This is a genomic window from Pseudomonas sp. AIG, from assembly GCF_977020205.1.
Window position 1 is genome coordinate 78,276 of the sequence record NZ_CDROCK010000015.1, and the last position, 15,190, is coordinate 93,465.

Below are 15,190 nucleotides of genomic sequence, written 5' to 3' on the forward strand. Positions count from 1 at the left end.
ATGCATTTCAGCGAACTGATGGCTGCCATTTCCACCCATGCGATCCGCCTTCAACAGGAAGATGAAGACCTGGTCATTCTGGGCAGCGACGACGCGCTGGATGACGCGTTGTGGGAAAGCCTCGCGGCGCACAAGGCGCAACTGCTGGAGCTGGTCGCCCAACATGGCGGCGACTGGCTGAGCCCGGCCTTTCGCATCACCCCGGACATGCTGCCGCTGGTGAATCTGCAGCAGGATGCCCTCGACCGCATCATCGCCACGGTGCCGGGCGGGGCTGCCAACGTGCAGGACATTTATCCGCTGTCGGCGTTGCAGGAAGGCATGCTCTATCACCACCTCTCGGCCGCTGCCGGTGACCCTTACATCTCGCAGGCGCGCTTCGTGTTCGACAGCCAGCAACGGTTGGACGCCTTCGCCGATGCGCTGCGTTGGGTGGTCAAACGTCACGACATCCTGCGCACTTCGTTCGTCTGGGAATACCTCGACGAAGCGGTGCAAGTGGTCTGGCGCGAGGCGCCGCTGGTGTGTGAGGAAGTCAGCGTCGACCACGGCGCCGATGTGCTGACGCAACTGCTCGCACTTCACGACCCGCAGCACTTTCGTCTCGACATGCAGCAAGCGCCGTTGCTGCGCATGGTCTATGCGCAGGATCCTGCGCAGGGCCGTGTCGTTGCGCTGTTGCTGTTTCATCACATGATCATGGATCACGTGGCGCTGGATGTGCTGCGCCGGGAAGTTCAGGCCTGCCTGCTCGGGCAGACTGCGCAAGTGCCAGCGGCGGTGCCCTATCGCGATCACCTGGCCAAGGCACGCGGTGCCGGCAACGAGCAGGCGCAGGAAGCATTTTTCCGCGAAATGCTCGCCGACATTGACGAGCCGACACTGCCATGCGGCTTGCAGGATGTGCAGGGCGATGGCCACGCCATCGAAGAAGCCTCGCTGATGCTCGACAGCCGCTTGAGCCGGCAGTTGCGCGAGCAGGCGCGGCAGCTCGGCGTGAGCGTTGCGAGCCTGACGCATCTGGCGCTGGCACGTGTTTTGGGGCAGTTGTCCGGGCGCACGGCGGTGGTGTTCGGCACCGTGCTGCTGGGGCGGATGGACGCGGGCGAGGGCGGCGAGCAAGCGCTGGGCATGTTCATCAACACCTTGCCGCTGCGCGTTGATGTCGGCGAGCAAAGCGTGCGCGCCGGGGTCCTGGCGACCCATCGGCGGCTGACCGCGTTGCTGGCGCACGAGCAAGCCTCGCTGGCTTTGGCGCAACGCTGCAGCGCCGTCGCGGTGCCGACGCCGCTGTTCAGCGCGATTCTCAACTACCGGCACAGCGGCGTCGAAGAAGTCGCTGACGTGGTCGACATTGCCCCCGGTGTGCAGGTGCTCGGCGCGCGCGAGCGCACCAACTATCCGCTGACGATCAACATTGATGACCTCGGCGTGGACTTGCGCATCACCGCGCTGGCGGATGTCGCGCTCGGTGCCGAGCGCGTGGCGGCGTATCTGAGCACAGCGCTGGAAAGTCTGGCGACGGCCCTGCAGACCAGCACCGATGTGGCATTGCAAAACCTGGCAATTCTCCCGGCCAGCGAACGTGAACAACTGCTGCGCGGCGTCAATTCGCCGCTGGCGCAGTTCCCTGTCACCGCGCTGATCCATCAGCAATTCGAAGCCCACGCGCAGGCCCGACCTGACGCCACAGCACTGATTTTCAACGGGCAAACCCTCAGCTACGGCGAGCTCAACCGGTGCGCCAATCAGGTCGCTCATCATCTGTTGGCGCTGAACATTCGTCCCGATGACCGCGTGGCAATTTGCGTCGAGCGCGGCCCGCAAATGATCATCGGCCTGCTCGGTGTGCTCAAGGCAGGCGCCGGTTACGTGCCGATCGATCCGGCCTATCCGCTCGACAGAATCAGCCTCACCTTGCAGGACAGCGCCCCGGCAGCGGTGCTGATGCAGGCGGCGACCCACGATCGCGTGGCCGCTCTCGAGGTGCCGCAGATCGACCTCGACAGCGCTCACCTCAAGGCCGAACTCGACAGCAATCCGCAGATCCCCGAGCTGACACCGACGCATCTGGCGTACGTGATCTACACCTCCGGTTCCACCGGTCTACCCAAAGGCGTGATGGTCGAGCACCGCAACTTGGCGCGGCTGTTTTCTGCCACCCATGACTGGTTCCAGTTCAACCAGCAAGACATCGGGGTGCTGTTCCATTCTTTCGCGTTCGACTTCTCGGTCTGGGAAATCTGGGCCGCGCTGGCGTTCGGCGGGCAATTGCTGCTGGTCCCGCAAGCCGTGAGCCGCTCGCCGGACGACTGCTATGCACTGCTCTGCGAAACCGGTGTGACCGTGCTCAACCAGACGCCGAGCGCGTTCCGCCAATTGATCGCCGCACAGGGCCGCAGCACCTTGCAGCACTCCTTGCGGGAAGTGGTTTTCGGCGGCGAAGCGCTGGAGCCGGGCTTGCTCAAACCGTGGTATGCGCGGGTCGGCAATGCCGGCACGCGGCTGGTCAACATGTACGGCATCACCGAAACCACGGTGCACGTGACGTATCGGCCGTTGCAGGCCGCCGACGCGCAGTTGCTGGGCGTCAGCCCGATTGGCGTGCGCATTCCCGACCTGCAACTGTATGTCCTCGATGCTCAGCGTGAACCGGTCCCGGTCGGTGTGATTGGCGAGTTGTACGTCGGCGGCGCCGGCGTGGCGCGCGGTTATCTGCATCGCGAAGCGCTGACGGCCGAACGTTTTATCAATGATCCGTTTGGCGCAAACGCCGAGGCGCGTTTGTATAAAACCGGCGACCTTGCGCGTTGGGCGGCGGACGGCAGCCTCGAATACCTCGGTCGCAATGACGATCAGGTGAAAATTCGCGGCTTCCGTATTGAGCTGGGCGAGATCGAGGCGCGGCTGTCTACTTGCGAAGGCGTGCGCGAAGCTGTGGTGATTGCTCGCGAAGACAGCCCCGGTGACCAGCGTCTGGTCGCTTACTGGCTGGCCGACGCCGGTGCCGCGCCGGATGTGGCGCAATTGCGTGATCATTTGCTGACGGTGCTGGCTGACTACATGGTGCCGAGCGCCTTCGTGCGTCTGGACGCTTTGCCGCTGACCACCCATGGCAAACTCGACCGCAAAGCCTTGCCGGCACCGGGCAGCGAAGCGTTTGCCCGACGGGGTTTCGAGGCGCCGGTCGGTGCGGTGGAACATCTGATTGCCGGGCTCTGGCGGGATTTGTTGGACGTCGAGCAGGTCGGTCGCCATGACAACTTCTTCGAACTCGGCGGTCATTCGTTGTTAGCGGTGAAGCTGATCGAACGCATGCGCCAACAGGATCTGCACTGTGATGTGCGCGTGCTGTTCGGTCAGCCGAGCGTGGCCGCGCTGGCGGCAACCTTGAGCAACGAGCGTGTGATTGTCGTTCCAGACAATCTGATCGAGCCAGGTTGCACGCGCATTACCCCGGCCATGTTGCCGCTGGCCAATCTCGATCACGCTGCGATCGACCGTGTCGTTGCAACTGTGCCGGGTGGCATCGCCAATGTGCAGGACATCTACGGGTTGGCGCCGCTGCAGGCGGGGATTCTCTATCACCATCTGGCGACGAGCGCTGGCGATCCGTATGTGTTGCAGGCGCAATTTGCCTTCGAGGGGCTGGCGCAGATCAAAACCTTCGTCCGCGCCTTGAACGGCGTGATCGCGCGGCATGACATTCTGCGCACCGGCATCTTCTGGGAGGGTCTTGAAGAAGCGGTGCAAGTGGTCTGCCGTGAGGCAACACTGGCGCTGGAACGCGTCGATGCCGACGAACTTGACGGCGATGTGCTCGAGCAGATGCAGGCGCGTTTCGATCCACGCCACTATCGCCTGGACCTCAATCGCGCACCGCTGATGCGCTTTGTCTACACCGAAGATCAGCCGCACAACCGTTGGATCGGCATTCTCCTGATGCACCATATCGTCCTCGATCACACCGCTCTGGAAGTGCTGGTTGCGGAAATGAACGACGTCATGCTCGGCCATAGCGTCGATCTGCCGCCGCCGGTGCAGTATCGTAACTTTGTCGCACAGGCGCGGCTCGGCGCCGATGATCAGGCCCACGAAGCGTTCTTCCGCGAGATGCTCGCCGACATCGACGAACCGACCGTGGCCTTCGGTTTGCAGGACGTGCACGGCGACGGCAGCGACATTCTCGACAGTCATGCGGAGCTGGACGTCGGCCTCGGCCAACGCCTGCGCGAGCAGGCGCGGCGGTTGGGTGTCAGCGTGGCCAGTCTGGTGCATCAGGCCTGGGCTCAGGTATTGGCGCAGGTGTCCGGTCAGCAAGACGTAGTGTTCGGCACGGTATTGCTCGGACGCATGCAAGGCGGCGAGGGCGCTGATCGGGCGTTGGGCATGTTCATCAACACCTTGCCGCTGCGCGTCAGTGTCGGGGCAGATTCGGTAGAAAGCGGCGTGCGTGCCACCCATGCGCGCCTGGCGCAGTTGCTCGGCCACGAACAAGCCTCGCTGGCGCTGGCCCAGCGTTGCAGCGGTGTCGCCGGTTCGCAGGCGCTGTTCAGCACCTTGCTTAACTACCGCCACAGTGCACCCGAGTCGGCCGCTGTCACGTGGGACGGCGTGCAGATTCTCAGCTCCCGCGAGCGCAGTAACTATCCGTTGGTGGTCAGCGTCGACGACCTCGGCGAAGGTTTCCGCTTGATCGTGCAAGCCGTGCCGCAGGTGGATGGCGCGCGGGTCTGCGACTTCTTGCAAACCGCGTTGCACAGCCTGGTCACGGCGCTCGAGTACACGCCGACCGCGCCGTTGCAGCAGCTATCGATCGTGTCGCCGGGCGAGCGGCAGCGTGTGCTGGTTGGTTTCAACATCAGCGGTCGTGAATACCCGTCCGCGCAGACAGTGCCGCGGCTCTTTGAAGCGCAAGTCTTGGCGCATCCCGAAGCATTGGCGGTGGTGCAGGGTGAGCAACAGTTCAGCTACCGCGAACTGAATCAGCGCGCCAATCGTCTCGCTCATCACTTGATTGGCCTCGGCGTGCAAACCGATGACCGCGTCGCGCTGTGCCTGCGTCGCGGCCCGAACATGCTTGTTGGAATGCTGGCGATTCTCAAGGCCGGCGCCGGTTATGTGCCGATTGATCCTGAATACCCGGCTGAACGCATCGCCTACCTGTTGCAGGACAGCGATCCGATCGCGGTGCTGGCGCAGGCCTCGACGCGCGACCTGCTTGGCGCTGTCCCCGTGATTGATCTGGGCACCAACGACTGGCGGCACTTGCCTGACCACAATCCGCAACTGCCGAAGTTGACCCCGGCGAATCTGGCCTACGTGATCTACACCTCGGGCTCTACCGGGCAGCCGAAAGGCGTGATGGTCGAGCACCGCACTCTGGAAAACCTCGTGCACTGGCACGCTGAAGCTTTCGATCTGCACGCCGGCAGCCACACCGCCAGCGTCGCCGGTTGCGGTTTCGATGCCATGGCCTGGGAAGTCTGGCCCGCGCTGTGCGTCGGCGCGACCGTGCACCTGCCACCGCCCGTGATCAGCAATGAACACCTCGATGAACTGCTTGAGTGGTGGCGCGCGCAGCCGTTGCAGGTGAGCTTTCTGCCGACCCCGGTCGCCGAATACGCATTCAGCCGTGAACTGGGCCATCCGACCTTGCGCACGCTGCTGATCGGTGGCGACAAGTTGCGCCAGTTCCCGCGTGATCAGACGTTCGATGTGATCAACAACTACGGCCCGACCGAAGCCACGGTGGTGGCGACGTCCGGGCGCATCGAGCCCGGGCGGGTTTTGCACATTGGCCGGCCGATTGCCAATGCCAAGGTCTATCTGCTGGACCGCCAGCAACAACCGGTGCCGACCGGTGTGCAGGGCGAGTTGTATGTCGGTGGCGCCGGGGTCGCACGCGGCTATCTGAATCGCCCGGAACTGACCGCTGAACAATTCCTCGACGACCCGTTCAGCGACGAGCCGCACGCGCGCATGTACCGCACCGGCGACCTCGCGCGCTGGCTGGCCGACGGCAATATCGAATACCTGGGACGAAACGACGATCAGGTGAAACTGCGCGGTGTACGCATTGAACTCGGCGAAATCGAAGCGGCGTTGAGCGCTCATGACGCGGTCCGCGAATGCGTGGTACTGGTGCGCGACGGGCGTCTGGTTGCGTGGTTCACTGACATCGAGCAGGTCGAGATCGGCGACTTGCACCGCCATCTGCAAGCGCGACTGCCGGACACTTTGGTGCCGGCCGCCTATGTGCGACTGGACAGCCTGCCGCTGACGGCTCACGGCAAACTCGACCGCAGGGCCTTGCCCGAGCCGGATCAGGACGCGTGGCTCAGCCGTGCATATGAAGCGCCGCAAGGCCCGGTCGAGATCACGTTGGCGCAGATCTGGGCCGACGTACTCAACATCGAACAGATCGGCCGCCACGACAACTTCTTCGAACTCGGCGGCCATTCGCTGTTGGCGGTGAGCCTGATCGAACGCATGCGTCAGTCCGGTTTGAACGCCGATGTACGGGTGCTGTTCAACCAGCCGAACCTGGCCGCCTTGGCGCGGGCCTTGGGCAGTGGCCGGGAAATCGCAGTGCCGGCCAATCTGATTGCGGCCGATTGCACGCACATCACCCCGGACATGCTGACCCTGACCACGCTGGATCAGGCCAGTATCGATCGTATCGTCGCCACGGTGCCGGGCGGTGCTGCGAATGTGCAGGATATCTATCCGCTGGCACCGCTGCAGGAAGGCATCCTTTATCACCATCTGAGCGCCGAGCAGGGCGATCCGTACCTGCTGCAATCACGTCTGGCCTTCGACAGCCTCGAGCGTTTACAAACCTTCGCCACGCATTTGCAGCAGGTTATCGCGCGTCACGACATTCTGCGCACCAGCGTGGTTTGGGAAGGCTTGCCCAACCCACAGCAAGTGGTCTGGCGGCAGGCGCAGATGGTCGTGCAGCCAGTGCCGCTTGATGCGCAGGACGGCGACATCCTCGAACAGTTGCACGCGCGTTTCGATGCCCGGCATTTCCGCCTCGACTTGAATCAGGCACCGCTGATCCGCATGGTCTACGCCGAGGATCCGGCGCAACAGCAAGTCGTCGCCATCGTGCTGTTCCATCACTCGATTCTCGACCACACCGCCATGGACGTGATCGGCCGGGAAATGCATGCGTTGATGTTCGACCAGCTCGACACGCTGGCGCCGCCGATGCCGTACCGCAATTATGTGGCGCAGGCGCGCTTGGGCGCCGATGCGCAGGAACATGAAGCGTTCTTCCGCGAGATGCTTGGCGATATCGACGAGCCGACCTTGCCCTTCGGTCTGCAGGATGTTCAGGGCGACGGACGTGGCATCGAAGAAGCGCTGCAAGCGGTCGATGCCGCGCTCAATCTGCGCCTGCGTGAACAGGCGCGGCAGTTGGGTGTCAGCCCGGCGAGCCTGATGCACATGGCCTGGGCGCAGGTGCTGGGCGTAGTCTCCGGGCGCCGCGATGTGGTGTTCGGCACTGTGTTGATGGGGCGGATGCAGGGTGGCGAGGGCGCCGATCGCACGCTGGGGGTGTTCATCAATACCTTGCCGCTGCGCGTCGATCTCGCTGAAAGCGTGCGCGCCGGGGTGAAGTCCACCCATGCGCGGCTGACGGCGCTGCTCGGCCACGAACACGCGTCACTGGCGCTGGCCCAACGGTGCAGTGCCATGACCGGTTCGGCGCCGCTGTTCAGCGCGTTGCTCAACTATCGCCACAGTGCCGCCGAGCAGCAGCCGCATGACGGCCAGGGTATCTGGCAGGGCGTGCGCATGCTGGGCGGCGAGGAACGCAGCAATTATCCGCTGACCTTGTCGGTGGATGATCTGGGCGAAGGTTTTGTCCTCGACGTGCTGGCGGTCGCCGAGATCGGTGCGCAACGGATTTGCAGTTACATGCACACCGCACTGGAACATCTGGTGACCGCACTGGAACAGGCACCGCAACGTCCGCTCAACCGTTTGCCGGTGCTTTCGGTGGCGGAATACGAGCGCTTGCTGGTCGACTTCAACCAGCACTCAGCGGCCTATCCGCGTGGCGCAACGATTCAGCGGTTGGTCGAGGCGCAGGCCGAGCAACAGCCGGACGCACTGGCGGTGGTTCAAGGCGCGCAGCAACTGACTTACGCTCAACTCAATCAGCGCGCCAACCGCCTGGCCCATCACTTGCTCGGGCTCGGCGTGCAGCCCGATGACCGCATCGCTGTGTGCCTGCGCCGTAGCCCGGACATGCTTGTGGCGTTGCTGGCGATCCTCAAGGCCGGCGCCGGTTATGTGCCGGTCGATCCGGCGTACCCGGCGGAACGCATCGCTTATCTGTTGCAGGACAGCGCGCCGATGGTGGTGCTGGCGCAGGCTGCGACGGCTGACTTGCTCGGAAACGTGCCGCTGATCGATCTGGACAATCCCGCTTGGCTACAACTGTCCGACAGCAATCCGCAACTCCCGGCGTTGACCCCGGCGCATCTGGCCTACGTGATCTACACCTCCGGCTCTACCGGCCAGCCAAAAGGCGTGATGGTCGAACACGCAACGCTGGAAAACCTTGTGCACTGGCATTGCGAGGCCTTCGACCTGCGCGCCGGCAGCCACACCTCGAGCGTCGCCGGCTTCGGTTTCGACGCCATGGCGTGGGAAGTCTGGCCGGCGCTGTGTATCGGCGCGACCCTGCACCTGCCGCCGCAAACGGTGAGCAACGAGCACCTCGATGGGTTGTTGGAATGGTGGCGCGCGCAGCCGTTGCAAGTGAGTTTCCTGCCGACGCCAGTCGCCGAATATGTGTTCAGTCGCGATCTCGGCCACCCGACCTTGCGCACGCTGTTGATCGGTGGCGATAAATTGCGTCAGTTCCCCCGCGAGCAGACCTTCGCGGTAATCAATAACTATGGCCCGACCGAAGCCACGGTGGTTGCCACCTCCGGCGCGGTCGAAGCCGGGCAGGTGCTGCACATCGGTCGGCCGATGACCAACGCGAAGATTTACCTGCTCGACGACCAGCAGCGCCCCGTCCCGGTCGGCGTCGCTGGTGAGTTGTATGTCGGCGGCGCCGGTGTGGCGCGCGGGTATCTGCATCGCCCCGAACTGACTGCCGAACGCTTCCTCGACGACCCGTTCAGTGACGAACCGCAGGCGCGCATGTACCGCACCGGCGATCTCGCGCGCTGGTTGGCTGACGGCACAATCGAGTATCTGGGGCGCAATGATGATCAGGTCAAACTGCGCGGCGTACGCATCGAGCTGGGTGAAATCGAAGCGGCGTTGAGCGGTCACGCGGCCGTGCAGGATTGCGTGGTGCTGGTGCGCGACGGCCAGTTGCTGGCGTGGTTTACCGAACGCCTGAACGTCGACATCGAGGATTTGCGCCGTCATCTGCAAGCGCAGTTGCCGCAAGCCTTGGTGCCGGCCGCTTACGTGCGCCTGCCAGCACTGCCGCTGACCGCCAACGGCAAACTCGACCGCAAGGCATTGCCGGAGCCGGATCAAACGGCGTGGCTGAGCCGCGAATATGCCGCGCCACAGGGTTCGGTGGAAATTGCGTTGGCGCAGATCTGGTCGGACGTCTTGAACGTTGAACAGGTCGGCCGTCACGATAACTTCTTCGAATTGGGCGGGCATTCGTTGCTGGCGGTGACGCTGATCGAACGCATGCGTCAGGTCGATCTGAGCACCGACGTGCGCGTGCTGTTCAGCCAGCCGACCCTGGCCGCACTGGCGGCAGCGGTGGGCAGTGGGCGCGAGGTTGCAGTGCCGGAGAATCTGATTCCCGCCGATTGCACACAGATCACCGCCGACATGCTGACACTGGTGCAACTGGATCAGGCCAGTATTGAGCGCATTGTCGCCACGGTGCCGGGCGGCGCGGCCAATGTGCAGGATATTTATCCGCTGGCGCCGTTGCAGGAAGGGATTCTGTATCACCATCTCAGCGCCGTGAAAGGCGATCCGTACCTGCTGCAATCGTGTCTGGCATTCGACAGTCTCGAGCGTTTCCAGGCGTTCGCTGCCGCGCTGCGCCAAGTCATGGCGCGCCACGACATCCTGCGCACTTCGATAGTCTGGCAAGGCCTTGCGGCGCCGGTGCAAGTGGTCTGGCGGCAGGCGGAGTTGCCGGTACAAGCTGTGGCGCTGGAACCTGCGCAGGGCGAAGCCATCGATCAGTTGCGTGCACGCTTTGATGCGCGACATTGCCGTCTGGAACTTGATCAGGCACCGCTGCTGCGTCTGGTGTACGCCCTTGATCCGGACCATCAGCGCGTGGTTGCCATGCTGTTGTTCCACCACATCGCCATGGACCACACCGCGCTGGCGGTGGTCAGCGAAGAAATGCAGGCGATTTTGCGCGGCGATGAACGATTGCCGGTAGAGGCTGTGCCGTACCGCAATTATGTCGCGCAAACCCGCCTTGGCGTCAGCGAGCAAGAGCACGAAGTGTTCTTCCGCGAAATGCTCGGCGACATCGACGAACCGACGCTGCCGTTCGGTTTGCAGGATGTGCACGGCGACGGCAATGACATCGAGGAAGTCTGCCAGGCGCTGCCCGCCTTGGTGGCGCAGCGTTTGCGCAGTCAGGCACGCTTGCTCGGCGTCAGCGTCGCCAGCCTGTTCCACCTCGCTTGGGCACAGGTGCTGGCGGCAACGTCCGCGCAGGAACGCGTGGTCTTCGGCACCGTGTTACTCGGGCGCATGCAGGGCGGTGCGGGCGCGGATCGCGGGTTGGGCATGTTCATCAACACCTTGCCATTGCGCGTGGATGTCGATGAAACCGACGTGCGCGCCGGGGTCAAGGCAACCCATGCGCGGCTCAGTGCGTTGTTGGCTCACGAACATGCTTCGCTGGCGCTGGCCCAGCGTTGCAGCGGTGTCGCGGCGCCGTCGCCACTGTTCAGCGCGATGCTCAACTATCGGCATAGCGACAGTGAAGCCCGACAAATAGACAAACGTGAGGCTTGGCAGGGCATCGAATCCCTTGCCGGCGAGGAACGCACCAATTACCCGTTGACCCTCAACGTCGATGATCTGGGCAGCGGTTTTGAACTGACCGTGATGACCCCGTCGCGCATTGGTGCGGCACGCCTCGGCCAGTACATGGAGAACGCGCTGACCGCGCTGGTTGAAGCCTTGGAGCACACCCCACAGCAAGCGTTGAATCGCCTGACGGTGTTGTCGGACGAAGAGCGGCAGGCGTTGCTGTTCGGCCTCAACGACACCGCCGTCGATTACGATTTGCAGCAGACGCTGCACGGCTTGTTCGAAGCGCAGGTGCGGCGTACGCCACAGGCTGTCGCCGTCGTCGCCGGCGAACAGGCATTGAGCTACACACAGTTGAACGAGCGCGCCAACCGCTTGGCCGGGCATTTGATCAGCCTTGGCGTGCAAGTGGATTCGCGGGTGGCGATCTGCGTCGAACGCAGTCTGGAAATGGTCATCGGTCTGCTGGCGATCAACAAGGCCGGCGCCGCTTATGTGCCGCTCGACCCGGCCTATCCGCCGGAGCGCTTGGCCTACATGCTCGAGGACAGCGCGCCGGCCGTGGTGCTGGTGCACGGGGCGACCCGCGCGCTATTGGGAGAGCTCTCGGCACCGGTAATCGACCTCGACCAGAACACCTGGCAATCCCTGTCTGCCGACAATCCGCAAGTCCCGGCGCTGACGCCACAGCACAGCGCTTACGTGATCTACACCTCCGGCTCCACCGGCCAACCGAAAGGCGTGGTCAACGAACACGCAGGTGTGGTCAACCGCTTGCTGTGGATGCAGGACGCCTATCGCCTGACCGCTGCCGATTCGGTATTGCAGAAAACCCCATTCAGTTTTGACGTCTCGGTGTGGGAGTTCTTCTGGCCGCTGATGACCGGCGCGCGACTGGTCATGGCGCGGCCAGACGGGCATAAGGACCCGCAATACCTGAGTGAAGTGATCAAGCGCGAGCACATCACCACGTTGCACTTTGTGCCGTCGATGCTCGACGTGTTCCTCGCCAACAGCGACACCACTCGCTGCGACAGCCTGCGTCAGGTGATGTGCAGCGGCGAGGCGTTGCCGGGCAGTCTGGTGCGGCGTTTCAAACTGCAATTGCCGGGCAGTGGTTTGCACAACCTGTACGGTCCGACTGAAGCCGCCGTCGATGTCACCGCGTGGGATTGCGCCGGGCCTGTCGAGCAGGTTCCGGACAACACGCCGATCGGCAAACCGATCGCCAACACTCGGATGTACATCCTCGATGCGCAACAGCAACCGGTGCCGCAAGGCGTGGTCGGCGAGTTGTACATCGCTGGCGTGCAGGTAGCGCGCGGGTATCTGAACCGACCTGAGCTGAGTGCCGAGCGCTTCCTCAACGATCCGTTCCAGCCTGGCGGGCGCATGTACCGTACCGGTGACGTCGCGCGCTATCTGGCGGACGGCAACATCGAATACCTGGGGCGCAACGATGATCAGGTGAAGATTCGCGGTCTGCGCATTGAACTGGGCGAAATTCAGGCGCGCCTGACCCAGATCGAAGGTGTGCAGGAGGCCGTGGTGGTGGCCCGTGAAGACGTGCCGGGCGACAAACGTCTGGTCGCGTATTACACCGGTGAACGCCTGGAAATCGACGTGCTGCGCAGTCATTTGCTCGAACACTTGCCGGACTACATGGTGCCCGCCGTGTTCGTGCATCTCGCCGCGTTGCCGCTAAGCCCCAACGGCAAACTCGACCGCAAGGCGTTGCCGGCGCCGGATCAGCAATCGCTGAAAACCCGTGAATACGAAGCCCCGGTCGGCGACGTCGAAATCACCCTGGCACGGCTCTGGGCCGAACTGCTCAACGTTGAGCGGGTAGGGCGTCACGATCACTTTTTTGAGCTGGGGGGGCACTCGCTGCTGGCGGTCAGTCTGATCGGCCGGTTGCGTCAGGAAGGCATGGAAGCCGATGTCAGGTCGCTGTTCGAACAGCCGACCCTGGCCGGCTACGCCGCAATTACCGAAAGAATGGAGATCGTCCTGTGAACGTGATCGAACTGTTGGCCACATTGAAGGCTAAAGACATCCAACTGGCGGTCACCGATGATCAGCTGCGGGTGAACGGCAACAAGCAGGCCTTGAGCGATCCGGCATTGCTGGCGCTGTTGCGCGAACATAAACCGGCGCTGATCGAACTGATCAAGGCCGGGCAATACTCGGCCACCAAGGCCGGTCAGGTCGAAGTGCCGGCCAACGGCATCGCGGCCGACGCCACGCAGATCACCCCGTCGATGCTGACCCTGGTCGAGCTGGATCAGGCCAGCATCGACCACCTCGTGGCGCAAGTGCCCGGCGGCGCGGCGAATGTGCAGGACATCTACCCGCTCGCGCCGTTGCAGGAAGGCATTCTTTACCACCACGTCAGTGCTGGTGAAGGCGATCCGTATGTCATGCAGTCGCAATTCTCCTTCGCCAGCCGCGAACGTTTTCAGGCGTTCGCGCAAGCGTTGCAAACGGTGATCGATCGCCATGACATTCTGCGCACTTCGGTGCACTGGCAAGGCCTGGACGCACCCGTGCAAGTGGTCTGGCGCCGCGCCGAGCTGCCCGTGGAAGAAGTCGTGGTGCCTGACGCTGACAGCGATGTGCTGGCGTACCTGCACGAACGGTTCGACGCCCGACACTTTCGCCTCGACGTCAGCCGCGCGCCGCTCATGCGCCTGGCCCATGCCTGGGATGACGCCGGGCAACAGGTGATTGCGACGTTGCTGTTCCATCACATGGCCCTCGACCACTCGGCCCTCGATGTGGTGCGGCATGAAATGCGCGCCTGCCTCAGCGGGCAGCGCGAGTTGTTGGGGCGGCCGGTGCCGTTCCGCAATTACGTGGCGCAGGCGCGTCTGGGTGTCAGCGAAGCCGAGCACGAGGCGTTTTTCCGCGACATGCTCGGCGACATCGACGAGCCGACGTTGCCGTACGGCTTACAAGACGTGCAGGGTGACGGCAGCGAGATTGTTGAATTGAGCCAGCCGATCGAGCCGCTGCTGGGCCAGCGCTTGCGTGCTCAGGCACGCCAGCTCGGGGTGAGTGCCGCGAGCCTGTTTCACCTCGGCTGGGCGCAGGTGCTGGCGGCGTTGACCGGCAAGCAGCAGGTGGTGTTCGGCACAGTGCTGATGGGGCGCATGCAGGGCGCCGAAGCCATTGACCGCGCGCTGGGGATCTTCATCAACACCTTGCCGTTGCGGGTGAATGTCGACAGCGCCGACGTGCGTGCCGCCGTCAACGCGACCCATGCGCGGCTGACCTCGCTGATGCGCCATGAATACGCGCCGCTGGCCTTGGCCCAGCGCTGCAGCAACGTGGTCGCGCCGACACCGCTGTTCAGCACACTGCTCAACTATCGCCACAGCCACAACGTCAGCACGGCCAGCGCTGAAACACTCGCAGCGTGGGAGGGCATTGCCACCCTGCACTCCGAGGAGCGCACCAACTATCCGCTGACCCTGAGCGTCGATGACCTCGGCGACGCGTTCAGTCTGACGTTGCTGGCGAGCACGCAAATCGACCCGCAGCGTATCTGCGCCTACATGCACTGCGCGCTGGAAAGTCTGCTGCTGGCACTGGAGCAGGCGCCGCAAACACCGGTCAATCAACTGCCGGTTCTGCCGGCCGCGGAGCTTGAGCAACTGCTGGTCGGCTTCAACGCTACGCAAATGAGTTTCCCGCCGGCCCAGACCCTTCAGCAACGCTTTGAAGCCCAGGTTGCCGAGCGGCCGGAAGCGCTGGCAGCAGTGTTTGCCGACGCACAATTGACCTACGCCGAGTTGAACCGTCACGCCAATGCCCTGGCGCATCATCTGATCGAGCGCGGGGTAAAACCCGACGACCGCGTGGCCATTGTCGCCCGCCGGGGTCTCGATACGCTGATCGGGCTGGTCGCGATTCTCAAGGCCGGTGCCGGTTACGTGCCTGTCGATCCGGCCCACCCGGCCGAGCGCTTGAACTATCTGCTCGGCGACAGCGCGCCGGTCGTCATCCTCACCCAAACCGATCTGCGTGAGCGCTTGCCGGCGCTGGACGTGCCGGTGATCGACCTCGACCGCTGCACCTGGCCACTGACCTGCACGCTCGACCCGCACGTGCCGGGCCTGACCGCCTCACATCTCGCGTATGTGATCTACACCTCCGGCTCCACCGGCCTGCCCAAAGGTGTGATGGT

2 protein-coding genes (1 of these 2 running past the window's edge) are annotated in these 15,190 nt (G+C 63.7%); both read left to right on the forward strand.

Annotation, left to right across the window (positions count from 1 at the left end; translation table 11 throughout):
• Positions 1-13,017, forward strand: coding sequence for an amino acid adenylation domain-containing protein (locus ACWR1S_RS11805; RefSeq protein WP_454563603.1), 13,017 nt, complete (start codon positions 1-3; stop codon positions 13,015-13,017).
• Positions 13,014-15,190: the 5' end (the start) of a non-ribosomal peptide synthase/polyketide synthase gene (locus tag ACWR1S_RS11810; RefSeq protein WP_454563604.1), read on the forward strand. The gene runs 15,652 nt beyond the window's last position; only the first 2,177 of its 17,829 coding nucleotides appear in the window; the start codon lies at positions 13,014-13,016; its stop codon lies off the right edge, out of view. Before ACWR1S_RS11805 ends, ACWR1S_RS11810 begins: the two co-directional genes overlap by 4 nt.